A 23,603-nucleotide genomic window follows, 5' to 3' on the forward strand; every position below is an offset into this window, starting at 1 on the left:
TGTTCTCAGTGCGGAATGTTCGGCCAGATCCGGCGCTTGCCGACATAGAGCAGGCCCGTCGTGACCAACAGATACAGCATGACCAGCCAGCCGGTGATCTTGCGCCGGTTCAGCGTCGGGTCGGCCGACCACGAAAGGAAGGCCGCGATATCGCGGGCGTTCTGATCGTAGGAGCCCCAGTCGCCCTGGTACTTGACGAAGTTGTCGGCCGCGATCGGCGGAGACATTGCGATCTGGTGGCCGGGGAAGACAGCGTTGTAGTGCATGCCTTCGGCAACCGTCACGCCGGCGGGCGCCTCGTGATAGCCGGTGAGGAGCGCATAGATGTAGTCAGCGCCGCCCTCCTGATAGCTGGTCGCGATATCGCGCAGCATGGAGAACGGGTGCGCCCACCAGGTGCCGGTGTATTCGACGTTGCGCGCCTTGGCGAGGAGCGAGAGATCCGGCGGCAGCGCGCCGTTCTGGGCTGCGCGCGCTTCCTTCTCGTTCTTGAACGGGCCCTGGATGGGGTCGAACAGCTTCGGCTCGCGCTCGAACATCTGGCCCGCATCGTTGGGACCGTCGACGATCTTGTTCGGCCATTCGTGGGCGAGCGTCTTCACGCCCTCCTCGGGGAACTCGGGGCCGCCCGGCTCGGCGAGGTTGCGGAAGCGGACGCGCTTGAGACCGTGACAGGCCGAGCAGACGTCCTTGTAGATCTGGAACCCGCGCTGAAGCTGGTCGCGATCGTACTGGCCGGTGAAGCCGCCGAAGCTCCAGGTCTGGCGTTCAATGTGAACGCCGTCGCCTGCCGCGTGGGCCGAGGCGGCGCCGGCCACAAGGGCCAGCGCGACCAGGGACTTTTTCAAAGCTCGCATCATCGAAGTCCCCCGCTCAACGCGTCTCTGGTGCTGCCGTCGCGCCAGCCGGCGCGCCGGAGCCGCTCGGCAAGACCGAGGCTGATATGGATTTCGGCAGCGCCGTCGGCGTCTCGATGATGCCCAGGATCGGCATGACGAGCAGGAAGTGCGCGAAATAGTAGACCGTGAAAATGCGCGACCAGATCACGTAGGCGCCTTCGGCGGGCTTAGCGCCGAGGTAGCCAAGGCCGACGCTGGCGATGACCAGAAGCCAGAAGGCCCACTTGTAGAGGGGGCGATACTTGGCCGAGCGGACGCGGCTGGTGTCGAGCCAGGGCACGAAGATCAGCACGGCGATGGCCGAGAACATGGCGATCACGCCGCCGAGCTTCGAGGGGATGGCGCGCAGGATGGCGTAGAACGGCAGGAAGTACCATTCGGGCACGATGTGCGGCGGCGTTACGAGCGCGTTCGCCTCAATGTAGTTGTCGGCGTGGCCGAGGTAATCCGGCAGGAAGAAGACGAACCAGGCGAAGAGGATCAGGAAGGCGAACATGCCGACCGCGTCCTTGGCCACGGCGTAGGGGAACATCGGCACCGAGTCCGACTTGGTCTTGATGTCGAGGCCGGTCGGGTTGTTCTGGCCGGCAACGTGGAGCGCCCAGATGTGCAGCACGACAATGCCAAACAGCACGAACGGCAGCAGATAGTGAAGAGCGAAGAAGCGGTTGAGGGTCGTACCCGAGACCGAGTAGCCGCCCCACAGCCATTCGACGATGGCGGTGCCGACACCCGGGATGATCTCATTCAGCGACGAGAAGAGGTTCGTGATGACGGTGACGCCCCAGAAGCTCATCTGGCCCCAGGGGAGAGCGTAGCCCATGAACGCCGTGGCCATCATGACCAGGAAGATCAGGACGCCGAGAATCCAGAGCACTTCGCGCGGGGCCTTGTAGGAACCGTAATAGAGACCGCGGAAGATGTGGATGTAGACGGCGATGAAGAACATCGAGGCGCCGACGGCGTGCAGGTTGCGCAGCAGCCAGCCGTAGTTCACGTCGCGCCGGATGGCTTCGACCGAGTTGAAGGCTTCGGCCGCGCTCGGCTGATAGTGCATGGCCAGCACGATGCCGGTGACGATCTGGGCGACGAGGCAGAATGTCAGGATGCCGCCGAACGTCCAGAGATAGTTGAGATTGCGCGGCGTCGGGAAGTCGACGAACTGCCCGTGCATGAGGCGCGCGATCGGCAGGCGGTCGTCCCACCACTTGGCGAACGACGACTTCGGCTCATAGGTCGAGTTGTGCTCCATCGGTCCCGCCCCTTAGCCGATCTTGATTTTTGTGTCGGAGACGAACTCGTAGGGCGGTACCTCAAGGTTCCGCGGCGCGGGACCTTTCCGGATGCGGCCCGACGTGTCGTAATGCGATCCGTGGCACGGGCAGAACCAGCCACCAAACTCACCCCTGGCGTCGCCCATGGACTGGCCCTTGGGGATGCAGCCGAGATGCGTGCAGATGCCAACCATGATGAGCCAGTTGGCCTTGCCGTCCTTGACGCGGTTCTTGTCGAGGGCGGGCGTCGCTTCGGGAAGAAGATCGTTGCGCGCCGAGCCGTCCGGAAGATCAGCGATCGGAGTTGCTTCGGCCTGCTTGATCTCGTCGGCGGTCCGATTGCGGATGAAAATCGGCTTGCCACGCCACATGGCGGTGATGGCCTGACCTTCCTTGACGGGCGACAGATCGATCTCGACCGAGGCCAAAGCCTGAGCGCCGGCGTCCGGATTCATCTGATCGACGAACGGCCAGAGCGTGGCTGCGGCACCAACCGCGATAAACGCGTTGCCCGCAATCACAAGGAAATCACGGCGATTTGGATCTTCGGCTTCGCTTGCCACGTAACCCCTCCAGATTCGAGGATGTTCAACTCTCGGAACGCGACGGTGGGGCAAGACGGCTGCGGATCGTTTCCGATCTAACTCGAAGCCCCGCTGAAACCGGATTTATCGCGACGGACGAGACGATGCGCACGCTCTAAAGCAGACTCGAAGCACTATCTGAGCCTCGCTTCGTGCGCAAGTTTCGCGTCCTGTCACGGCGAACCCAATCCCCTCGCCTTTGACGGATGACACACCTGCGTCGTTACATTTCGGAAACTGTTCTTGCACCGTTTAAGAAGCCGCTCAAGGCTGGTCCTCCAACACGCCACGGGTCAAAGTGGCGCACACTTCTTTTTTCCAGGGTCTTCATGCGGCTCGCGCTTTATCAACCCGACATTCCACAGAACACCGGCACGATCCTGCGCTTGGCGGCGTGCCTCGGCGTGCCGGTCGACCTCATCGGCCCGGCCGGATTCGATTCCAGCGACCGTTCATTCCGGAGGGCTGGACTCGACTATTTGGATCACGTCGACCTGACCCGCCACGAGAGCTTCGAGGCCTTCGAACGGCATCGCGCCCGCGGCACGCCACCCGCTCGGCTCGTGCTGCTCACCACGCATGCCGACACCGCTCATTTCGAATTCGGCTTTTCAGACAGCGACGTGCTGCTGCTCGGTCGCGAGAGCGCGGGCGTTCCGGAGGCGGTTCATGACATTGCGGATGCGCGCGTGCGCATCCCCGTGCGGGCCGGACTGCGCTCGCTCAATATTGCCGTGGCGGCCGCGATGGTGCTTGGCGAAGCGCTGCGCCAGACGCGGGGATTTCCGGAGTAGGCAGTAGGCAGTAGGCAGCAGGGGAATGTGAGACGTTCGGGGACGTCGACGGGTTCGTCACGACTGCCGACTGCCGCAATCCGACTGCGTGGGATCAGCCCTTGGTCAGCATCAGGGTGAGGCCGATGAGCGTTTCGCTGAAGAACTGGATCTCCACCATCTGGCGCTTGTCCTTGACGATGATGTCCATGTTCGCCGACAGCGACGTGCCCTCCGTGCCGCTGACCGTGACGCGATAGCCGCGCGGCGTCACCTCGCCATCCAGCACGCCGTTGACGTTGTACATCAGCTCGGTCCACTCGCCCTTGAGCTTGCCGTCCGCGTGGCGCACCGTGCTCTGCACTTCGATCTTGCCGCTGCCGGAGGCGCAGCGGATGTTCTGCTTGAGCTGCTCGCCCTGGCCTTCAATGAAATAGGTGGCGCGGCATTTCACGTCTTCGGTCTTGCCATCCTTGAAGCGCAGGCGGCCGGTGCCACCCCACCAGCCATCAAGGTTGGCGAAGGGGCCGACGGTTTGCGGGGCCGCATCGACCGCGGGTACGGGCCCGATGAAGCCAAACAGCAGCAGCGCACCAGCAGCCGCCGCACGCACGATGCCAGCGGCCCGAAACCTAGCCGGATTTTCGTTCATGGAACCCTCATAGACCGCCGCACCGATTCCCGTCGCGACAACGTTGCCGAGTGCTTCAACGCTTGCAAATGCCGGAAGGCTCCACGCGAAGCACTTTTTTCGCTGCTGTGTCGGCGGGGCCGCAGGCCGTTCCCCGCCCTAGGCCGTGGGCTTGCGGCCCGAAGCCGCCAGAACACGGTCCCAGACATCATCTGGCATGCCGTGACGCCAGACGTTGGCCAGGCATTCGCGAAACTTCGGGCTCTCGCGCGCCATCTGCTCCACGGCGCCGATGATTTTGCGGTCGTGCCTGCCGAGCAGCGACTCGAGCTCGCCGCATCCGATCAAGGTCACCTGCCAATCGGTTTCCGAATACGCGATGGCCATCCGGATGATCTCGAGGGCGGCAACGGGATGGTCGTAGACCATCGCGAACACGCATCTCGATGCCCAAGCGCGCTCTTCGTTGCCCTTGATGCCGCCCTTGTAGCCGAGCGCATAGGTGCGGGCGAGATGGGCGGGATCGAGTGCGCGCGAGGTTCCGAAGCAAAAGGGCGGGCTCGCCGCGACCTCGTCGTCGTCCCACCAGTCGTGGTCGGGACACGCGCCGCAACAGACGCCGTCCCACGCTTCGGCGGGAAGGCGACACTGCGGATCGGCGGGCGCTCCTGACCCGGATCTCGGCTTAGCGCTTCGCTCAGGCCGTTGATCGTTGGACCGCACCATCGCGACGCCTCCGCGCTCCCGTGGCGGGCGGCAGGCGCCGCCCCTGCTATGCGATACCGAGCTTCTTCTTCAGGATGTCGTTGACGGCTGCTGGGTTGGCCTTGCCGCCGGTGCTCTTCATGACCTGCCCGACGAACCAGCCGAGCATCGAGGGCTTGGCCTTCGCCTGCTCCACCTTGTCCGGGTTGGCGGCGATGATGTCGTCGACGGCCTTTTCGATGGCGCCGGTGTCCGTCACCTGCTTCATGCCGCGCGCTTCGACGATCGCGGCCGGATCGCCACCCTCGGTCCAGACGATCTCGAACAGGTCCTTGGCGATCTTGCCCGAGATGGTGCCGGACGTGATGAGATCGACCAAGCCGCCGAGCTGCGCGGACGAAACGGGCGACTGCGCGATGTCGAGGCCTTCCTTGTTCAGGCGGCCGAACAGCTCGTTGATCACCCAGTTGGCTGCGGTTTTTCCATCGCGCCCCTTGGCCACGTCCTCGAAGTAGGCGGCGTTCTCGCGCTCGGCGACGAGCACGGTCGCGTCGTAGACGGAGAGGCCGTAGTCCTTCACGAAGCGTGCCCGCTTTTCGTCGGGCAGCTCAGGCAGGTGCTGCTTGAGATCGTCCACGTAGGCCTGCTCGAACTCCAGCGGCAGCAGGTCGGGATCGGGGAAGTAGCGGTAGTCGTGCGCCTCTTCCTTCGAGCGCATCGAGCGCGTCTCGCCGCGGCCGGGGTCGAACAGGCGCGTTTCCTGGTCGATCTTGCCGCCGTCCTCGATGATGTCGATCTGGCGGCGCGCCTCGACCTCGATGGCCTGACCGATGAAACGGATGGAGTTGACGTTCTTGATCTCGCAGCGCGTGCCGAGTGCGGCGCCGGGCTTGCGAACCGATACGTTCACGTCGGCGCGAAGGTTGCCCTTCTCCATGTCGCCGTCGCAGGTGCCGAGGTAGCGCAGGATCGTGCGCAGCTTCGTCACGTAGGCCTGGGCCTCCTTCGACGAGCGCAGGTCGGGCTTCGAGACGATCTCCATCAGGGCGACGCCCGAGCGGTTGAGATCGACGAACGAAAATTCGGGGCTCTGGTCGTGGATCGACTTGCCGGCGTCCTGCTCCAGATGCAGGCGCTCGATGCCGACGCGCTTCGCCTCGCCGTCGACGTCGATCTCGATTTCGCCCTCGCCCACGATCGGCTGCTTGTACTGGCTGATCTGATAACCCTGCGGCAGATCGGGATAGAAGTAGTTCTTGCGATCGAAGACGCTCTTCAGGTTGATCGCGGCCTTGATGCCGAGGCCTGTGCGGATCGCCTGCGCCACGCACTCCTTGTTGATGACCGGCAGCATGCCCGGCATGGCCGCGTCGACGAGCGAGACATGGCTGTTCGGCTCGGCGCCGAAGCCGGTCGACGATCCCGAAAACAGCTTCGAGGCGGAGGCGACCTGGGCATGCACCTCCATGCCGATCACGACCTCCCAATCGCCGGTGGCGCCGGGGATGAGGTTGCTCTTGCCGCTGGTGTTGGCCGAATTCTGCATCAGTCCGTATTCCTATTGCGCGGTCTTGTTGCGCGAGAACCAGTAACCCAACGCGGCCCACACGAGGCCGAAGGCGAAACCAAGGAGCAGGAGTGCTGCCTCGCTGCCGACGGCATGGATCGCGAAGACGCCGACCTGTCCGCCGATCCAGTAGAGGATGAAGCCCGAGAGCGCTGCCGCGAAGGCGGCGATTGGCAGCTTCTGCCACTGGTCGGCGTTGCGGCCCATCAGAAAGGCCACCACGATCACCGCCGGGTTGGCGGCGGCCAGCAGCACGAGCGTCATCGGATCGAAGGAATTGATCGGGATCATTCGCGGCGTCCGCCGCTGCTCGCTTCCTGCTGGCGCAGTTTCTCTTCCTCGTACTGCACGAACCAGCCGATCATGTTGCGCCACTGCGCGCCGACCATCTCGATCATCTCAGCGGGGAGCCCGCGCTGGCGCGCCTGCACCTTCACCTTGTCGATCACCTGCTGGATACGCCACGGCACGCTCGCCTCGCTCGGATCCTTCTTGAGCTGCCAGGCACGCTCGACATAGCCAAAGCGCTCGGCGATCAGGTCGACGAGCGCCGCGTCAATCCGGTCGATCTCGTCGCGGACCTGGCCCATGTCCGCGCATTCCCAGGGGCGTTTCGGGTCCATGTCACTTGCCTCCAGTTGTCTTTTTGGCCGCGCCGCTGGTCGCGCTGGTCCACCATGCCTCGGGCACGGTGATGCGGCCGGCGGCGTCTTCGATGGCCTGGGCGGCGCGGAAGAGCGTGCCCTCGTCGAACGGCTTGCCGATGAGCTGCAGACCGAGCGGCGTGCCCTCGGACGACAGGCCCGCGGGGACGGAGATGCCCGGCAAACCGGCCATGTTGACCGTCACCGTAAAAATGTCCTCGAGGTACATGGCCAGCGGATCGCCCGTCTTTTCGCCGAAGGCGAACGCGGGCGACGGCGTCGTCGGCGTCAGCACCACGTCGACATCGCTCCAGGCGTTGTCGAAGTCGCGCTTGATCAAGGTGCGGACTTTCTGCGCCTTGAGATAGTAGGCGTCGTAGTAGCCGGCCGACAGCACGTAGGTGCCGATCAGGATGCGGCGGCGCACTTCCTTGCCGAAACCGGCGGCGCGCGTGTTCTCATAGGTGTCGATGACATCGCGACCCGGAACGCGCAGTCCGTAGCGCACGCCATCGTAGCGGGCGAGGTTGGACGAGGCTTCGGCGGGGGCCACGATGTAGTAAGCCGGCAGCGCGTACTTCGTATTCGGCAGGCTGATATCGTGGATCGTGGCGCCGGCCGCCTTCAGCCATTCGATGCCCGTGGTCCAAAGGGCGTCGATTTCCTTCGACATGCCTTCGACGCGGTACTCCTTCGGCACGCCGACGCGCAGGCCCTTCACGCCCTTCGCCAGCGCCGCCTCATAGTCGGGAACGGGCGCATCGACGGACGTGGTGTCCTTCGGATCGTGGCTCGCCATGGAGCCGAGCATGATGGCAGCGTCGCGCACCGTTTTCGCGATCGGGCCCGCCTGGTCGAGCGAGGACGCAAACGCGACGATGCCCCAGCGCGAGCAACGCCCGTACGTGGGCTTGATGCCGACCGTACCGGTGAGGGCCGCCGGCTGGCGGATGGAGCCACCCGTGTCCGTGGCCGTGGCCGCGAGGCAGAGACCTGCCGCAACCGCCGCGGACGAGCCGCCCGACGAGCCACCCGGCACGAGCTTGTCCGTCTTGCCGCGGCGGCGCCAGGGCGAGACGACAGGGCCGAAGGCGCTGGTCTCGTTCGACGAGCCCATGGCGAATTCGTCGTTGTTGAGCTTGCCGAGCATGACGGCGCCGGCGTTCCAGAGGTTGGCGCCGACGGTCGACTCATACGTGGGCTTGAAGTCGTCGAGGATCTTCGAGCAGGCGGTGGTGCGGATGCCTTCCGTGCAGAAGAGATCCTTGTTGCCGAGCGGAAGCCCTTCGAGGGCGCGCGCGTCACCCTTGGCGATGCGCGCATCGGCGGCCTTGGCCTGCGCCAGGGCATGATCCGGCGTGACCAGGACGTACGCGTTGAGCGACGCATTCGCGGCTTCGATCGCCGACAGGTGCGCCTTCGTCAGCTCGGTTGCGGAAAACGATTTGGACTTGAGCCCGTCGCGCGCTTCCGCCAGCGTCAGGCGCGTAAGATCAGCCACGTTCACTTTCCTTTTTTGGCGTCGCAGCGTGCGTAAACCTCGGGCTGCTCGTCGTTCGTGCCCGACACCTCGAAGCTGTCCTCGTCGCCTTCCTTGAAGAAGGCGAACAGCTCGGGCTTCATCGACATGCCGTCCGAGCAGATCATCATCGCGGCCCAGGACTTGCCGGGCTTGTGCTCGAACACCTTGGTGAAGGCGCAGTCGTGCTCCCAGCCGTGGAAGCCGGTGTCGTCCAGAAGTTCAGGTGCCGTCCCGACGTTGCGCGGGGTGCCGTCCTCGATCTTGCGCAACTTGGCGCATTGCTCGGCGGTGGCGTACTGGCCGGTGAGGAAGGTGGCGCGCTCGCCATCGGCGAAGGCGGCGAAGGCCGGCACAACGAGGGCGATCGCGGCCAGGGCGGCGCGCGTGGAAAGGTCAGATTTTGTCTTCATCAGGTGGACCGGGCTTTCTCAGCTTCTGCGCGCGCCTTGTTTACGTGATAGCTGCGGCGGGAATAAAAGAGACTCACTAAACCAAAGAAAATCGACAGCGGCGCATTGACCTGCTCGGCGAATTCGCGCGCCTTCAGGAGATAGGCCGGCGTTTCGCTCACGCTTTGCGGCGAGAGCGAGCGGGCGCCCGTGGACGCCTCGTCGCGCGGCACGGCGAGAACCAGGAGGCCGGTTGCGATCAGCGCAACGGCCAGCAGTGCGAACAGCTTGGACATGTCCTCTCCTCCGCCCTACTCCACCACCTTCGGCACGACGAAATAGTGGTCGTCGACCATCGGCGCATTCTTCAGGACGGCGTCGGCCATCTCGCCGTCATCCACTTTATCGTCACGCATCTTGAGGTTCTGGGCGACGACGCGCGTCATCGGCTCGACGCCGGCCGTGTCGATCTCGTCGAGCTGCTCGACCCAATTCAGGATGCCCGAAAGCTCGCCTTCGAGGCTTTTGGCCTCGTCGTCCGTGATTTTGATGCGCGCCAGCCGCGCAATGCGCCGCACCGTAGTCTCGTCAACCTGCATGGGGCCTCTTCAGTGCCGGCGGCTCCCGACGCGCCGCGTGTTTCTCATAGCGGGCCGGCCCCTGCGGTGCAACTCCGGGCCCGCCGGGACGCCCGGTTCTCGTGCGGCCCCGGGGCCCGGAGGCGTGGGGGGGCCGGCGAACCGCCCCTCGTGCCGGGAGAAGCGCCCGACGGCGCCCCTGCCCCGATCCGGGAGGGGCGCGCCTCAGTGGCGCTTGCGGTACTGCGACAGGAAGGGGCCCAGAACGTCGGACGCGTCGTCGGTCCACGGCTTGAGGGTCGGCGCGGGCAGATTGCGCGCACCGGGGACGGCACGGAACCGGTCGATGGCCTCCATGCTCTTGCCGAAGATGACGACGGTCGATCCCGTAACCGCATAGCCGTCGTCGTCGGATGCATCGACGATGGTCAGGGCGTGAAGGCCGGGCACCGTCGGCACGGTGGCGGCCAGCACCGCTTCGAGATCCAGATAGCGGTTCGAGATGTGCAGCACGCCCGCTCCGAGCGGCTTCAGCTTCGAGGCGTACATGGCAATCGCCTCGGAAGTCAGAAGATGCATCGGCACGGCGTCGGAGGAAAACGCGTCGACGATCAGGAGGTCGTAGCTTTCGGGGGGCTCCTTGGCGAACGTGAGGCGCGCATCGCCCAGTACGATGTCGGCGTTCGGCTGGCAGTTCGACAGGAACGTGAAGTTCTTCGATTTGGCGATCTGGACGACCACCGGGTCGATCTCGAAGAAGCGCCATTTCTCGCCGGCGCCCGAATGGCAGGCGAGCGAGCCCGCGCCGAGACCGATGACGCCGAACTTGGGCTCGACGCGCTCAGCGGCCGCGATCGAGCCGATGATGCGCACCGCCGAGGCCATGGGGCTGTAGATGTGGTAGTACGTGGCGGGCGTCGTGCTGGCGACGGGGCGGCCGAAACGGTCCCGGATGCGCTGCGCGCCATGCAGCGTCGTGCCGTGCTGGAGCACGTTGAACTGCCCGTCGTAGGATTGAATGACGCGGTAGACGCCGAAGTAGCTCCGCTCCGCCTTGCCGCGATGCACGCCCGACGGCAGCAGCACGACAACGAGATAGAGCCCCAGCGCGACGACGAGCATGTGAGGCGGAAAGCGCCAGAGCGCCAACGCGCCGAGCGCGAACCCGGCGGCAATGCCGGCCGTCGAGCCCCAGCCGCCGAAGCCGAGTTCGTAGTGCCGCGCGATCTCCGGCGCCCAGGCGATGGTGGCTGCGCCGAAGGCGACGATGGCGGCCAGAAGCATCAACGAGCTGCGGCTCTCGGTCCTGAGATCCAGGGCGCCGGGACGGCAGGCGAAGCTCAGCGCCAGGAGCAGCGGGTATTCGAACACCTCGGCAAAGATCTGCGGGGCGATCAGGGCCGCGAAAATGCCGCCCAGCACACCGCCGACGGACATCCAGATGTAGAATTCGGTGAGGTGGCGCGCGTCGGGGCGGCTCTCATAGAGCGTGCGGTGCGCGACCAGGGTGGCCGTGACGAACGCGGCGACGCCGAAGCCGGCCGCGTAGAACCACGTCTCCTTCTCGGTCTGGGCGAGCTGCAGCAGGGCCAGAACCACGGCGACGGCATGAAGCGCCAGCAGCAGGGGCTGCGGAATGAGCGCGCGCTCGCGGAACACAACGACGAACGTGGCGAGGTAGAGCCCGAGCGGGATGACCCAGATCAGGGGCGCGGACGCGACGTCGGTGGCGACGTGGGTCGTGAAGGCGGTGAGCAGCGCGGAGGGCACGAAAGCCAGCCCCACCCAGGATGCACGGGCCCGCCAGGTGGGCTCGGCGCGCGCGGGCGCGGCGGACAGCTCCAGGCCCGGATCATCCCCGGGTGCGGCCGAGGCCGGCGAACGCCTGACGATCAGGAAGCAGGCCGCAAGCGCGCCCATCAACGCGACGAAACCGATCGTCCAGGCGAAAGCCAGCGTCCTGAGCCCGAACACGGGCTCGAACAGGAATGGATAGCCGAGCAGCGCCAGCAGGCTGCCGAGATTGGAGGCCGCATAGAGAAAGTAGGGATCGGCGCTCGAGGGCAGTCCGGTGCGCGCGTACCAGGCCTGGATCAGCGGCGCGTTGGCCGACACCGCGACGAACGGCAGGCCGATGGCGACCGCGAACAGGCCGAGCTGCCAGAGGTAGGCATCGCCGGGCGGCGGGGCGGTCCAGCCGGCCGGAACGGCGATCGGCAATGCCAGCAACGCGGCGGCGGACACCGCGAGATGGACGAACCCGGTCAGGTGAGCGGGGACAAAGCGCACCAGCACGTGCGCGTAGACGTATCCGACCAGCAGCGCGCCCTGGAAGAACAGCAGCGCCACGGCCCAGACGGACGGCGCGCCGCCCAGCAGGGGCAGCACCATCTTGGCGAACATCGGCTGCACCGAGAACAGCAACATGGCCGAGAGGAAGGTCGTGCCCGTGAAAACCGCGATGCCGGCAGAGCTGCGAACGTCGGTGGGCCGTGCGCCGCTGGCGGCTTCAAGGTCTTGCGTCACTGATCCTCCTTGGGCGGGGCGTCTTTAGGTCGGGCATCGCGCGGCGCCCGCGCCGTCGTCGCGCCGGGACCATAAACGGTAAGCCGGCGGGTGTCTTGGGTGCGGGGGCTCTCGCCATTCCCTCCGTGTGGCCCGGTCAACCCGCTGTTCGCATCTCGGTCCGGGCGTCGTATAAGGCCGTATGACCACACACAAGACTGACGCGCACAACCGGGGCCCCCATGACCGAGGCGCCCATGACCGCTGAGCCCGCACCTGTCGTGCGGGGCACGACCCTCGGAGACGCAGAAACCTTCGCGGGCCTGATCGGGCCCGGCCGCCTGATCGGCATCGATGCGGGCACGAAGACGATCGGGCTCGCGCTCAGCGACGTGACGCGGACCATCGGCTCGGCGCTCGAAACCATCCGGCGCACGAAGTTCTCGGTCGATGCCGTCCGGCTGCTGGAGCTCGCCCGGGAGCACGCGGTCGCCGGTTTCGTGCTCGGGTTTCCGGTCAACCTCGACGGCACCGAAGGCCCACGCGCACAGGGAACGCGTGCGTTCGCGCGCAACGTCAACGCACTCTGCCCGCTGCCGATCCTGCTGTGGGACGAGCGGCTCACGACGTCCGAAGCGGAGCGGATGCTGATCGCAGCCGATGCCAGCCGGAAGCGGCGCGGCGAGGTGATCGACAAGCTTGCGGCGACGCTCATCCTGCAGGGCGCGCTCGATCGCATGCGGCGTTTTAGCGAGTGAATTTTCGGGCAGTCGTTTTTTTTGCACCATTTCTGATCAGAACCCGCGGTTCAGATCAGATCGGTTGAGCGCGCAGTGCAGATCACGAAATCCCACTTAAAAGACCAAAAGTAATCACTATCCGGAACTCTGGATCGCTCTCGCGCATTATGGAATGCGCTAGGAAATGATCCGGGGACTATCGGGATTCAATGTCGCAATGAAACTCACGTCCGTTGCTCGCATTGCGTGCGTGACCACACGCCGCGCAGACAAACATCGTGAACACTTGTCTTCATGCCCGCCGCCGGTCGAAGACATGGGATCAAAGACATGGGGTCGTCGTCTTTCGAGACAATGCCGGCTGCACAGCCGACTCCGATAACTTTCGTAGTCTTTCAAAAACTATTCGACCGCGCATAATCAGGGTCGTGAGTTTCGGAAGACATCAGATCTACACGGCACAATTGCTCGTATTGAGGTTTTGGATGCCGGGCCCCCGCCCAGCAGCGTTCAATTCCTTTTAACGCGGCAGGCCAAGGATGGATAAAACAATGAAAAACGATGCTGGAGACGACCGCATGTCGTCTGCGCTGCACCTGCTGCACCGGGCCGGCCAGTGCGCGGACGAAATGTTCGCAGTCAGCGTGGGCGAAGTGGGGCTGACGCCGCGCCAGTTCGCCGTCATGAACGCCATCGCGAACAGCGACGAGCCGAGCCAGACCACGCTCGTGGAGCGCACGGGAATCGACCGCTCGACGATGGCCGACATCGTTCGTCGCCTCACCTCGCGCGGTCTCGTCCAGCGCCGCCGGACCCGCCGCGACGCCCGCCGCTACGCCGTGCGCCTCACGGACAAGGGCGAGAGCGCCTTGCGCATGGCTGAGCCCGCCGCTCGCAACACCGACGAGAAGATCCTCGCCGCACTCGCTCCCACGCAGCGCGAACTGTTCCTGAAGTCGCTGTCGCGGATCGTGCTCGCGGTCGACCCCGAGCAGCGCAACGGCCGCTAAGCGCCGGCCGGAGGCGGGTCCCATGCTCCCCTGAGCACGGGACCGCCGCCCGACGACGCGCGGAACCGCTCCCACGCGGGCGGAACACACCAAGTGGCGCACGAGACGCGACATGCCGCCCCGCGCGTGCAACTCTCCGTTGCCCGCCGCCGCGAGTGCCACTAGCTTCCACCCTTTGAGGCGTGCGCGACTGGGAGGCGCACGCGACTGGGGGTGGGTGCATGGCTGGCGGCTTCTTTGTCATCGCAGGCGCGACGCTCGCGAGCGTCGTTCTGGCAGCGCTCGGAGCTGCTCTGCCTCCCGATGCCCTCAGCGCCTACGGCGCCGCCGCTGCCCTCGGCTATTTCCTCGGCTCCATCCCATTCGGACTTCTGCTGACGCGCCTGTCCGGCCTCGGCGACATTCGCACCATCGGCTCGGGCAATATCGGCGCCACGAACGTGCTGCGCACAGGCCACAAGGGACTGGCGGCGCTGACGCTGCTGCTCGACGGGCTCAAGGGCACGGCGGCGGTGCTAATCGGCTATCGGATCGGGGCGATTTACGGGTATGCCGTCGACGGCGCCCTGGTCGCCGGACTTGCGGCTTTCATCGGCCACATCTTCCCGGTTTGGCTGCGCTTCAAGGGCGGCAAGGGGGTCGCGACCTACATCGGCGTCATCGGTGGGCTGGTGTGGCCGGGCGCGCTCATTTTTTGCGGCGTCTGGCTCGCGACTGCGTATCTGACGCGCTATTCGTCGGCCTCGGCGCTCGCCGCCAGCGTCGCCACACCGGTCGCTCTGTTTGCGCTCGGCCATGTCATCGAGGCGCTGCTCGCCGTGGTGATGACGATCATTCTGCTTTGGAAGCACAGCGCGAACATCCAGCGGCTTCTCAGGGGCGAGGAGCCCAAGATCGGTGCCAAAGCGTGACGCCGCACACTCGCTCTTCACGGCGGCGCCGCTTCCCGTTTGCGCGCTGAGCGACAGCGAGCGGCTGGCTTGCCTGCGTCTGATCCGCTCGGCGCAGGTTGGTCCTGTCACGTTCCGCGAGTTGATCAATCATTTCGGCGGCGCGTCCGAAGCGCTCAAGGCCCTGCCGACGATGGCGCGGCGCTCAGGCCGGCCGTTGCGGATTTGCCCCGAGGGCGAAGCCGAACGGGAACTCGCCGCCGCCCAGCGCGCAGGCGCAACGCCGTTGTTCACGATCGAGCCGGGCTATCCTGCGGCGCTGGCCGCCGTCGATGCGCCGCCGCCGATGCTCTACATCAAAGGCCGCGCCGAGCTGCTCGCGCGCCCAGCGCTGGCCATCGTCGGATCGCGTCATGCGTCGGCCGCGGGGCTCAAGATCTCGCGCCTGTTCGGCAGCGACCTCTCCGAGGCGGGCTTTGTGATCGTCTCAGGTCTCGCGCGCGGTATCGACGCGGCCGCGCATCAGGCGAGCCTGCGGCGCGGGACCGTCGCCGTGCTCGCAGGCGGGATCGACATCGTCTATCCGCCGGAGCATGCGGCGCTGCAGTCCGAGATCGGCGAAACCGGGTGTCTCGTGACGGAGCAGCCCCCGGGCTTCGTGCCGCGTGGCAAGGATTTCCCGCGGCGCAATCGGCTGATTTCGGGATTGTCGCTCGGGGTCGTCGTCGTCGAGGCGGCGCGGCGTTCGGGAACGCTCGTCACGGCGAGGTTCGCCGCTGAGCAGGGCCGCGAAGTATTCGCGCTACCGGGCCACCCGCTCGATCCACGCGCGGAAGGGACCAACCAGCTCCTGAAATCCGGCGCGACGTTCGTCACGCAGCCGCAAGACGTGCTGGATGCACTCGCCCCGCAACTGACGCCATCCGCTTTGCGGGAGCACGCACCGGACACTTGGGACCAGAGTTGGCAGCAGGGCGAGGCTTCCCACCAGAGCGCACGCGCGGCGGCGGCGCCGGTCATGCTCGGGCCGAACGACGGCGACCGCGTGCTGGCCGCGCTTGGACCGCATCCCATCGACATCGACGAACTCGCCCGGGCAACGGGTCTCGGGGCGCGGGAGATGCGCGTCCTCTTGATGGAACTGGATCTCGCGGGCGAGATCACCCGCCACGGGTTTCAACTTGTGTCGCGCGATCCTGACAAACTCTGACCCAGCGGTGGCTCAGCGGCCGTCGCGTGCGCGCAGTGCCGCTTCCCGGTGGGCGAGGATCAACAACAGCTCCAGCGTGTTCAGATCATGCTTGGCTGCAAGATCCCTCATCTCAAGCAATATCTCCGAGATGTACTCAATAGTGTCCTGCTGACTTGGTCCGAAACTCGACTGCAATTCTGATTTTGAAGTATTTCGCACGGCCTAACCTCGTGGTTGCCGAACTTGGGGTGAACCCAAATCACCCTCCGACGCGAGCGTCCGACGTCAAACTACATTCTGCCCTAATAGGTTGCAAAGCTATTTTTCCATATCTTAAAGTTGCAACTCAGATTTGGAAGCTGGTACAGGCGAAGAGGTGCGGGATGCACGGCCTGGCGCACGACGCGCGCGTCAGGCCGTCAGGTGTTCCGGCTGAGAGCGCAAAAGCCCTTCTTCGAAGGTCGCGCGCGATACGGGCCTGCCGAACAGATAGCCTTGCAGCAGATCGCACCCCGCGCGGCCAAGCCACAGCGCCTGCGCCTCTGTCTCGACGCCTTCGGCCACGAGCTCGACGCCGATCGCCTTCGCAATTTCTCCGATGGCGCTCACGATCGCGCGCGCGCGGACGTCCGTGGCGACGTCCGAGATCAACGACCGGTCGAGCTTTAACGTATGGATCGGCAGGCGCCGCAGGTAGCCGATGCTCGAGTATCCGCTGCCGAAGTCATCGAGAGCGATACGCACGCCGCGCTGCTTCAGCTCCTCGAGCTGGCTGCTGACGGCATGCAGATCGTAGATCAGCGCCTCTTCCGTGATTTCGAGCTGGAGCGCGTTATGCGGAAATCCGGTGCACTCGAGAATATCGGTCACGTCGTCCAGCAGCGATCCAAGTTTGAACTGGCCGGGCGACACGTTGACCGAAAGATACTGCAATCGCTGCTGCTCGACCCAAGGGCGCGCGGCGCGACAGCTTGCGGAGAGCACGCTCACGAAGAGCTCGCGCATAAGACCGCATTCTTCGAGCACCCGGATGAACTTGTCTGGCGTTGCGATCGAGCCGTCGGCCTTGCGCCAGCGCGCCAAGACTTCGGCCGCGACCGTGTCTCCGGCGCTGACACTTCGAATGGGCTGATACCACGGCTCGATATCGCCGTTGCGCAGGGCGAGCCTGAGAGCGTTCTCGAGCGTCTGGCGCTGGTGGATCTCCTCGTTCATCGTCGCGCTGAACGGGGTGTGGACCGAGCGGCCGGATGCCTTCGAGCGATAGAGCGCAATATCGGCGAAGCGCTGCAGATCGATCATGTTGCAGGCGTCATCGGGCACGACCGCCGAGCCGATCGAGCAGGCGACCGGCAATGTCCTGCCGCGGAAGCCGAGAGCGTTCTGGAACTCGACCATGATGCGCTCGGCGACGCGTTCCACGTCGCGCGGCGACTCGATGAAGTTGCAGATGACGGCGAACTCGTCTCCCCCGAGGCGAGCGACGATGTCGTGTCCGCGAATGGCCTTCTTGATCATGGCCGCCGCGTGCTGCAGCACAGCGTCGCCGGCGTCGTGGCCGACGGTGTCGTTGATTTCCTTGAAGCGGTCGAGATCGATGAACAACAGCGCGAAGCGATGGTTGCCGACGCTCCAACCTTCGATGGCCTCCGTCAGAAGGCGCGTGAAGCACATGCGGTTGGCCAAGCCGGTCAACTGATCGCGTTCGGCGAGCCTGACGGCGTTCTCTCGCGCCGTCACCAATTCCTGCGTGCGCTCAACGACGCGCTGCTCCAGCCCCTCGGCCAATGCGATGAGCTTCTGATTGGCGTGGTAGAGCTCGGTCGATTTCTGCTCGAGGAGCTTTTCAGCCTCGTGACGCGCGGCACGCTCGCGTTCCACGCGCCGTTCCAGCCGCCGAACCTTTTCGTCGTCGCTGCTTTCGCCCTCGCCGTTCATGCGTGGTGCCTGATCGAAAATCTGACAAAACTCTCCGGGCCGTCGCCGATCCTCTGGGTCGTGACCGCGACCGGCTCACGATAGTGCTCGGAGGCTGCCTCGATCATGCCCTCGGCGAGCGCCGCCAATGGCCGGCAGCTCTTGTAATCGAGGTCGAGCTGGTCGCCGGATCGGGAATAGGTGTCGAAGGCCGGAAGCTCGGCGTCGGGATAGAGCTTCTTGACCTCGACGTGAATCTGATCGTTCACGCTTTCGAGGAAGTCGAACAGGCTCCCTTTCGCGTCGAAGAACTGCGGATAGAGGACAGCAAACCGGACGCACAAGTAGCGGCCGAACCCGTGCAGCAGGTTCGGCATGGGGACCGAGGTTCGCTTCGAAAGCGCACTGACGAGAGCTGCCATGTCCTGGAAAGGGTACGTTCCGACCGCCGTGAACGCTCCGCCGTGCTCGAAGCTGCAGTCATCGATGATGTCGTCCACCATGTCGCTACTTATGGTTGACCCGACGTAGTCGAGAAACTCCGTGAATACGATGCCCTTCATCGTCAACGCCCCCGTATCGACGCGTAAATTCTGACGATCAAACGTTATGTTTCCGTTTATGGGCCGTCGTCTGATAGTACACCTTCGTGCACGCTCAGATTGTCCACGCGAGGAGTAATTCCCGCATTGACTGCAGGTCGCATCAGTTTTTCCTATCGATCCTATCTGCTAATATGAATTTCTCTTATCGATACGCCTGCTACTTGTCTGGAAACTCTCTAAACAGGCGGATGGACATGACCAAAACGACGCTCACAACGACCAACGGCGCTCCCGTCGCCGACAACCAAAACTCGTTGTCGGCCGGCCCGCGCGGCCCCTTGCTGCTGCAGGACTTCCATCTTCTCGAAAAGCTCGCCCACCAGAACCGCGAGCGCATTCCTGAGCGCACCGTGCATGCCAAGGGCTGGGGCGCGTACGGCACCTTCAAGGTGACGCACGACATCACGAAGTATTCGAAGGCGTCGATCTTCTCCAAGGTCGGCAAGGAGACGCCACTGATCCTCCGCTTCTCGACGGTCGCCGGCGAGCAGGGCGCAGCCGATGCCGAGCGCGACGTGCGCGGCTTCGCGATCAAGTTCTATACGGACGAAGGCAACTGGGACCTCGTGGGCAACAACACGCCCGTATTCTTCGTGCGCGACCCGCTCAAGTTCCCCGACTTCATCCACACGCAGAAGCGCCATCCGAAGACCAACATGCGCTCGCCCACCGCCATGTGGGATTTCTGGTCGCTGTCGCCGGAGAGCCTGCATCAGGTGACGATCCTGATGTCGGATCGCGGCCTGCCGACCGACGTGCGCCACGTCGACGGCTTCGGCTCGCACACGTTCTCTTTCATCAACGCGGAGGGCGTGCGCCACTGGGTGAAGTTCCATTTCAAGTCCCAGCAGGGCCACAAGCACTGGACGAACGCGGAAGCCGCCGCCGTTGTCGGGCGGACGCGCGAGTCGACGCAGGAAGACCTGTTCGGCGCGCTCGAAGCCGGTAACTTCCCGCGCTGGACCATGTACGTCCAGGTGATGACCGAGGAGCAGGCCAAGCACACCAGCTACAATCCCTTCGATCTCACGAAGGTCTGGCCGCACGGCGAGTTCCCGCTGATTGAAGTCGGCGTGCTGGAGCTGAACCGCAACCCGGACAACTACTTCGCCGAGATCGAGCAGCTCGCGCTCGCGCCTAAGAACATCGTTCCCGGCATCGGCTTCTCGCCCGACAAGATGCTGCAGGCCCGCATCTTCTCGTATGCGGACGCCCACCGCTACCGGCTCGGCACGCACTACGAGCATCTGCCCGTCAACGCGCCGAAGTGCCCGGTGCACCACTACCACAAGGACGGCGCGATGCGGTTCTTCCAGAACGACACCGGCAACTCGAACGTCTACTACGAACCGAACTCGTTCGACGGCCCGGCCGAGGACAAGCGTTTCGCTGAGCCGCCGCTGGCTCTCGAGGGTGCTGCCGATCGCTTCAATCACCGCGACGGCAACGACGACTACACGCAGCCGGGCAACCTGTTCCGCCTGATGAACGCCGAGCAGCAGGGCCGCCTGATGGACAACATCGCCGCCGCCATGCAGGGCGTGCCGGTGGAAATCGTCAAGCGCCAGGTCGGCCACTTCTACAAGGCGGATCCCAAGTACGGCCTCGGAGTGGCCGAGCGCATGGGCCTCTCGAAGAACGATCTGCCGGTCGCGATCGCGGCCGAGTAAGCGCCGCCGATTTCGAACACGCGATTGCCAGGGCGTCTCGCTTCCGTTGCATGACGGAGGAGAGACGCCCTGGCTTTTTTGCTTGGGCGGCGCCTATCTCAGCGCATGCGCGTGAGACGCAAAGGCGCGCTTCGTGCCGCTCCCATTTTTTTCCAGATCTGTTATGATGGGCTCGTCATCAGGATCGGGCGCCATGCATTCCGTCGCCGTGCCAATGCTGAATTTCAAGTCGGGCCGCCTCATCGCAGGCGCGTAGCCCTGGCTCGGCCTATCGATCCCCGAGGCCAGGGACATTCTCTCCACACCGCATCGCTGAAACCTCGTGCGCGCTCCCGTTCCGTTGACATCGGATAGGGCGCTCCAGGTTTTTGTTTGTCGCATTTTCCTTCGACGAGGCGGTCTCCGCCGCGTCGGGAAATGCTTGAGCCACGGCCGGATCGAACACCCGGCCCGATGGAGTTTGCCATGACATCAACCGTACACCTGACGGCCCGGGACCATCTGTTCCTGGAATCTCTGCTTAAAGACCAGCGCCATGCCGATGACTACGTTCATCTGCTCCGGCACAAGCTTGAAACCGCCAACGTCGTTCCGACAGAACTGATCCCTGCGCGCATCGCAACGATCGACAGCCGGATCGCATTCAGTGTCGGCGGCGGCAACGCCGAGCAGCGCGTGCTCTCACGCGACGAGAAATCGTCGACGCACGGCTTGTCGCTTCCGGTCACGACGATGCGCGGACTTGCCCTGCTGGGTCTCAAGGAGGGCGACATTTATCCGCTCAGAAAGCCGAACGGCATCATCGAGCCGCTTCGGCTCGAAAAGGTTTTGTACCAACCGGAAAGCGCCCGGCGCAGAGAGCACGCTGCGGCAACTGCCAATGTGGTTCGGTTCCGATCGGGCTCGCATGCCGTGACTGCAGCAGCCGCGTGCGTTACGGACGACGATCCCGGGCCGAGCGCGGCCTGATCGCTGGGTAGCGCTGCACTCCGAGATCCGGACCAAAACGCTGCGTGCGGATCTCGGGAGTGCGGTGGCGCTTCGTCGAGGCGGGATAAGAGCGAACCGACGCGGGAAAATCTCCTCGCCTGCTGCGTCTTCCTCATCGCCCGTGCGGCGCGCTTGTCGGCTACTTAGGGATGTCGCCTCCTCGCCACATAAAACATTACTTTTTGAGTCGACATTCCGTTTTCCCTCGGCTTAGTTGCATCCAACGGATCGCGTTGGGGGAATTGCTGTGCACGTCATAAAATTGAGTTCATCGACATTTGCGTTGATCGTTGCGTTCGGATGGGCGCATCCGCTCATCGCGCAGGAGACCGGCGCTGCGGCCGAGGCCGAGACGATCGAGCTCCCGGGACTGGTCGTCGAGGCGCCTGCCAAGCGCAACGTCAAGAAAGAGAAGCTGCGCAAGAGCGCACCGCAGCAGGCGAGCCAACCGGTCATCGAGCAGCAAGTGGTCGAAGGCGAGAAGATCACGCGAACCCTTCGGAATACCACAACCAGCGTCGGCATCGTGACCGGGCAGGATATCGAAGAGCGGGAAATTCGCGATCTCGACGAAGCAGTCGAGCAGACCGCCAACGTCATTACGTCCGAGGATCCGAACACCGGCTTTGTCATTCGAGGCTTGAACTCTGAAGGTCAGACAGGACAGCAACACATCTCGGCAGTCCCTCTCATAGGAGTTGTCGTTGACGGCGTTACGCAGAATCCAGATACCGTTCGTCGCGGAGCGCGCGCACTGTGGGACGTAGAGCAGGTTGAAGTGCTGCGTGGCCCGCAATCGACGCTTCAGGGTCGCAACGCGCTCGGCGGCACGGTGATCGTCAAGACCAACGACCCGACGTATAAGCTTGGCGCTGTCGTCGAGGGCACGATCGGCACCAACGATCTCTACGGCGCGGGGTTTGTGCTCAACGCACCAATCGTGGCCGGTCAGTCCGCATTCCGTATCTCCGGATACAAAACCGAGCAGAATCGCGGCATCAGCTACTCGGATCCCTACAATGCACAGTTGGGCGACGATGCTTACGACACGCTGCGCGGCAAGCTCCTGATCGAGCCCGACAGCCTGCCAGGGTTTAGCGCCCTCTTCACGGTTGCGCGAACTACCGACCAGCCTGGCAGCGCCCAGGTATCCGGCCCGAATTTTGGCCGGCGGCTTGATGCGACCTCGGACTTCACCGATTTTCGTGAAGGGTGGGCCAATAATTATGCTTCCGACATCTCGTATGAGTTCATGCCCGGCCTCACGGTACGAAGTGTGACCGCCTTTGCTGATACTCAGAACACGATCAAGACCGCTCCTGGAGCTGCCCTCAGCCGTTACGGCGACAACACGAATGCGACGGACTTCACTCAGGATCTTCGGCTTGAGATCGACAACAGCGGCAACGGAGTTTCAGGCGTCGTCGGCCTTTCATATGGACACCTGAAACGAGACAACTTCGGGCACTCGACCGCTGTCTTGGAGTACTTCTTTGGTCCTGGTTATCCTGATTATCCAGTTCTCTATGGCTATGGAACATTCGGGTCCGAGACCACCAATCTCGCTGCGTACGCGGATCTTCGCTATCGCTGGGGTCCCTGGTCCCTCATCGGCGGCGGCCGCCTACTCCGGGATACAATCGAGACGGAGGAAGATAGTATCAACCTCGAGACAGGCTACGTTCCTCAACAAGATTCAACCAAGGCGACTTTCGAAGAGTTTCTTCCGAAGCTTGGCATCACTTACGACCTGGCATCAAATCAGACCGTGGGCGCTACCTATAACAAGGGCTATCGCACCGGCTATCAGCAGATCATTCGGGCGTTTGGGACGACTATTGAATCGACTGTCGATCCCGAGTTTGTCGATACGTACGAGCTGTCTTACCGGTCGACTTGGCTCGGCAAGACGCTCGATTTCAATGCCAACGTCTTCTACAACGACTATACGGATCAGCAGGTCGCTGTCTTGACGCCGACCTATGGGGTGCAGGCAATTTACAATGCCGGCAGCTCTCATTCGTACGGCGCAGAGCTGGAGGCGCGCTGGCGGCCGATTGCTCCGTTGCACCTCTATGGTTCTGTCGGTCTGCTAAAGACCAAGTTCGATGATATTGTCATTGGATCGCCCGCAACCGACCACTCAGGCAACGAGTATCCGGAAGCGCCTGCTTTCACGATCGCCGCTGGTGCCATGTACCGCTCTCCCACCGGCTGGTTCGCAGGTGCAGATGTGCGCCATATCGACGGCTATTACAGCTCGGGCAACATCGCGAACGTCTCAACAGGGTATGTGGACGCCTACACCATCGTCGACGCGCAAGTAGGCTGGGAGTGGGAGAACTATACGCTCACGCTCTTTGCTAAAAACCTCTTCGACGAACACTATCTCACCAGTGTGAACGAGGTTGACGGCGGTCGTATTTCCCCCGCCTACGCCTTCATTGGCGAGGAACGCCAATTCGGTTTGACGCTGCGAGCTCAGTACTGAGCTCGACGTGACGGATCTGCAAATCCC

At 64.0% G+C, this 23,603-nt stretch carries 24 protein-coding genes; 8 read left to right on the top strand and 16 right to left on the bottom strand.

The genetic code is table 11. The annotated features are described in order from the left end of the window. Positions 1-5 precede the first annotated feature (5 nt). The 3 genes from K2Y42_RS04685 to petA are packed head-to-tail and all read right to left on the bottom strand — an operon-like array spanning position 6 to position 2,736. On the bottom strand, positions 6-857 hold the full coding sequence (locus K2Y42_RS04685) for a cytochrome c1 (RefSeq protein WP_366512340.1): 852 nt from the start codon (positions 855-857) through the stop codon (positions 6-8). 16 nt (positions 858-873) lie between these two features. Continuing rightward, on the bottom strand, positions 874-2,151 hold the full coding sequence (locus tag K2Y42_RS04690) for a cytochrome b N-terminal domain-containing protein (protein ID WP_291149039.1): 1,278 nt from the start codon (positions 2,149-2,151) through the stop codon (positions 874-876). A 12-nt stretch (positions 2,152-2,163) separates the two neighbouring features. Continuing rightward, the gene (gene petA, locus K2Y42_RS04695; RefSeq protein WP_291149042.1) at positions 2,164-2,736 is read right to left on the bottom strand and encodes a ubiquinol-cytochrome c reductase iron-sulfur subunit; all 573 of its coding nucleotides are present in this window, start codon (positions 2,734-2,736) and stop codon (positions 2,164-2,166) included. A 350-nt stretch (positions 2,737-3,086) separates the two neighbouring features. Here petA and K2Y42_RS04700 point away from each other — a divergent pair, with 350 nt between their 5' ends. After that, positions 3,087-3,551, top strand: a complete 465-nt coding sequence (locus K2Y42_RS04700) for a tRNA (cytidine(34)-2'-O)-methyltransferase (RefSeq protein ID WP_291149045.1) — start codon at positions 3,087-3,089, stop codon at positions 3,549-3,551. A 94-nt stretch (positions 3,552-3,645) separates the two neighbouring features. On the opposite strand, the gene K2Y42_RS04705 is transcribed toward K2Y42_RS04700, so the two are convergent. From K2Y42_RS04705 to K2Y42_RS04750, 10 genes are all read right to left on the bottom strand, one after another. After that, positions 3,646-4,182 carry a hypothetical protein gene (locus K2Y42_RS04705; protein WP_291149047.1) on the bottom strand — a complete coding sequence of 179 codons (537 nt, stop codon included), beginning with the start codon at positions 4,180-4,182 and terminating at the stop codon, positions 3,646-3,648. 138 nt (positions 4,183-4,320) lie between these two features. After that, positions 4,321-4,887, bottom strand: coding sequence for a DUF6869 domain-containing protein (locus tag K2Y42_RS04710; RefSeq protein WP_291149049.1), 567 nt, complete (start codon positions 4,885-4,887; stop codon positions 4,321-4,323). A gap of 46 nt (positions 4,888-4,933) precedes the next feature. Further along, complete coding sequence (gene gatB / locus K2Y42_RS04715) at positions 4,934-6,412, bottom strand: Asp-tRNA(Asn)/Glu-tRNA(Gln) amidotransferase subunit GatB (protein WP_291149052.1); 1,479 nt, start codon at positions 6,410-6,412, stop codon at positions 4,934-4,936. Positions 6,413-6,424: 12 nt separating this feature from the next. Beyond that, positions 6,425-6,724: a hypothetical protein gene (locus tag K2Y42_RS04720; protein ID WP_291149055.1), complete on the bottom strand. Its 300-nt coding sequence runs from the start codon at positions 6,722-6,724 to the stop codon at positions 6,425-6,427. Continuing rightward, the gene (locus K2Y42_RS04725; protein WP_291149057.1) at positions 6,721-7,056 is read right to left on the bottom strand and encodes a chorismate mutase; all 336 of its coding nucleotides are present in this window, start codon (positions 7,054-7,056) and stop codon (positions 6,721-6,723) included. The genes K2Y42_RS04720 and K2Y42_RS04725 overlap by 4 nt, the downstream gene beginning before the upstream one ends. A 1-nt stretch (position 7,057) precedes the next feature. Beyond that, positions 7,058-8,578: an Asp-tRNA(Asn)/Glu-tRNA(Gln) amidotransferase subunit GatA gene (gene gatA / locus K2Y42_RS04730; protein WP_291149060.1), complete on the bottom strand. Its 1,521-nt coding sequence runs from the start codon at positions 8,576-8,578 to the stop codon at positions 7,058-7,060. Between the two features lie 2 nt (positions 8,579-8,580). Further along, positions 8,581-9,009, bottom strand: a complete 429-nt coding sequence (locus K2Y42_RS04735) for a hypothetical protein (RefSeq protein WP_291149063.1) — start codon at positions 9,007-9,009, stop codon at positions 8,581-8,583. Further along, positions 9,009-9,284: a hypothetical protein gene (locus tag K2Y42_RS04740; protein WP_291149066.1), complete on the bottom strand. Its 276-nt coding sequence runs from the start codon at positions 9,282-9,284 to the stop codon at positions 9,009-9,011. The genes K2Y42_RS04735 and K2Y42_RS04740 overlap by 1 nt, the downstream gene beginning before the upstream one ends. A gap of 15 nt (positions 9,285-9,299) precedes the next feature. Continuing rightward, entirely contained in the window at positions 9,300-9,587 is a 288-nt protein-coding gene (gatC, locus tag K2Y42_RS04745) for an Asp-tRNA(Asn)/Glu-tRNA(Gln) amidotransferase subunit GatC (RefSeq protein WP_291149068.1), read from the bottom strand. A gap of 204 nt (positions 9,588-9,791) precedes the next feature. Then, positions 9,792-12,092 (bottom strand): fused MFS/spermidine synthase, encoded by a 2,301-nt coding sequence (locus K2Y42_RS04750; RefSeq protein WP_291149071.1) that lies wholly within the window; start codon positions 12,090-12,092, stop codon positions 9,792-9,794. A gap of 221 nt (positions 12,093-12,313) precedes the next feature. On the opposite strand from K2Y42_RS04750, the gene ruvX reads away from it, so the two are divergent. The 4 genes from ruvX to dprA all read left to right on the top strand — a co-directional run bounded on the left by ruvX (position 12,314) and on the right by dprA (position 15,921). Beyond that, complete coding sequence (ruvX, locus tag K2Y42_RS04755; protein WP_291149073.1) at positions 12,314-12,829, top strand: Holliday junction resolvase RuvX; 516 nt, start codon at positions 12,314-12,316, stop codon at positions 12,827-12,829. A gap of 533 nt (positions 12,830-13,362) precedes the next feature. Further along, positions 13,363-13,821 carry a MarR family winged helix-turn-helix transcriptional regulator gene (locus K2Y42_RS04760; protein ID WP_291149075.1) on the top strand — a complete coding sequence of 153 codons (459 nt, stop codon included), beginning with the start codon at positions 13,363-13,365 and terminating at the stop codon, positions 13,819-13,821. Between the two features lie 221 nt (positions 13,822-14,042). Beyond that, a complete protein-coding gene (gene plsY, locus K2Y42_RS04765) occupies positions 14,043-14,732 on the top strand; it encodes a glycerol-3-phosphate 1-O-acyltransferase PlsY (RefSeq protein ID WP_291149078.1) in 690 nt (229 codons plus the stop codon). Next, the gene (dprA, locus tag K2Y42_RS04770; RefSeq protein ID WP_291149080.1) at positions 14,719-15,921 is read left to right on the top strand and encodes a DNA-processing protein DprA; all 1,203 of its coding nucleotides are present in this window, start codon (positions 14,719-14,721) and stop codon (positions 15,919-15,921) included. The genes plsY and dprA overlap by 14 nt, the downstream gene beginning before the upstream one ends. A gap of 12 nt (positions 15,922-15,933) precedes the next feature. Here dprA and K2Y42_RS04775 read toward each other — a convergent pair whose 3' ends face one another. The 3 genes from K2Y42_RS04775 to K2Y42_RS04785 form a co-directional block, all read right to left on the bottom strand. After that, entirely contained in the window at positions 15,934-16,122 is a 189-nt protein-coding gene (locus K2Y42_RS04775; RefSeq protein WP_291149082.1) for a hypothetical protein, read from the bottom strand. 192 nt (positions 16,123-16,314) lie between these two features. Continuing rightward, entirely contained in the window at positions 16,315-17,841 is a 1,527-nt protein-coding gene (locus K2Y42_RS04780; protein WP_291149084.1) for a bifunctional diguanylate cyclase/phosphodiesterase, read from the bottom strand. Next, positions 17,838-18,383 carry a heme NO-binding domain-containing protein gene (locus K2Y42_RS04785; RefSeq protein WP_291149086.1) on the bottom strand — a complete coding sequence of 182 codons (546 nt, stop codon included), beginning with the start codon at positions 18,381-18,383 and terminating at the stop codon, positions 17,838-17,840. The genes K2Y42_RS04780 and K2Y42_RS04785 overlap by 4 nt, the downstream gene beginning before the upstream one ends. 236 nt (positions 18,384-18,619) lie before the next feature. Here K2Y42_RS04785 and K2Y42_RS04790 point away from each other — a divergent pair, with 236 nt between their 5' ends. The 3 genes from K2Y42_RS04790 to K2Y42_RS04800 all read left to right on the top strand — a co-directional run bounded on the left by K2Y42_RS04790 (position 18,620) and on the right by K2Y42_RS04800 (position 23,576). Further along, a complete protein-coding gene (locus K2Y42_RS04790; RefSeq protein WP_291149088.1) occupies positions 18,620-20,095 on the top strand; it encodes a catalase in 1,476 nt (491 codons plus the stop codon). A gap of 465 nt (positions 20,096-20,560) precedes the next feature. Then, positions 20,561-21,064: a nucleoside-diphosphate kinase gene (locus tag K2Y42_RS04795; protein ID WP_291149091.1), complete on the top strand. Its 504-nt coding sequence runs from the start codon at positions 20,561-20,563 to the stop codon at positions 21,062-21,064. 304 nt (positions 21,065-21,368) lie between these two features. Beyond that, positions 21,369-23,576 (top strand): TonB-dependent receptor, encoded by a 2,208-nt coding sequence (locus tag K2Y42_RS04800; protein WP_291149094.1) that lies wholly within the window; start codon positions 21,369-21,371, stop codon positions 23,574-23,576. Positions 23,577-23,603 lie beyond the last annotated feature (27 nt).

Origin of the sequence: Hyphomicrobium sp. (assembly GCF_019744875.1) — a bacterium.
Taxonomy (GTDB): Bacteria; Pseudomonadota; Alphaproteobacteria; order Rhizobiales; family Hyphomicrobiaceae; genus Hyphomicrobium_C.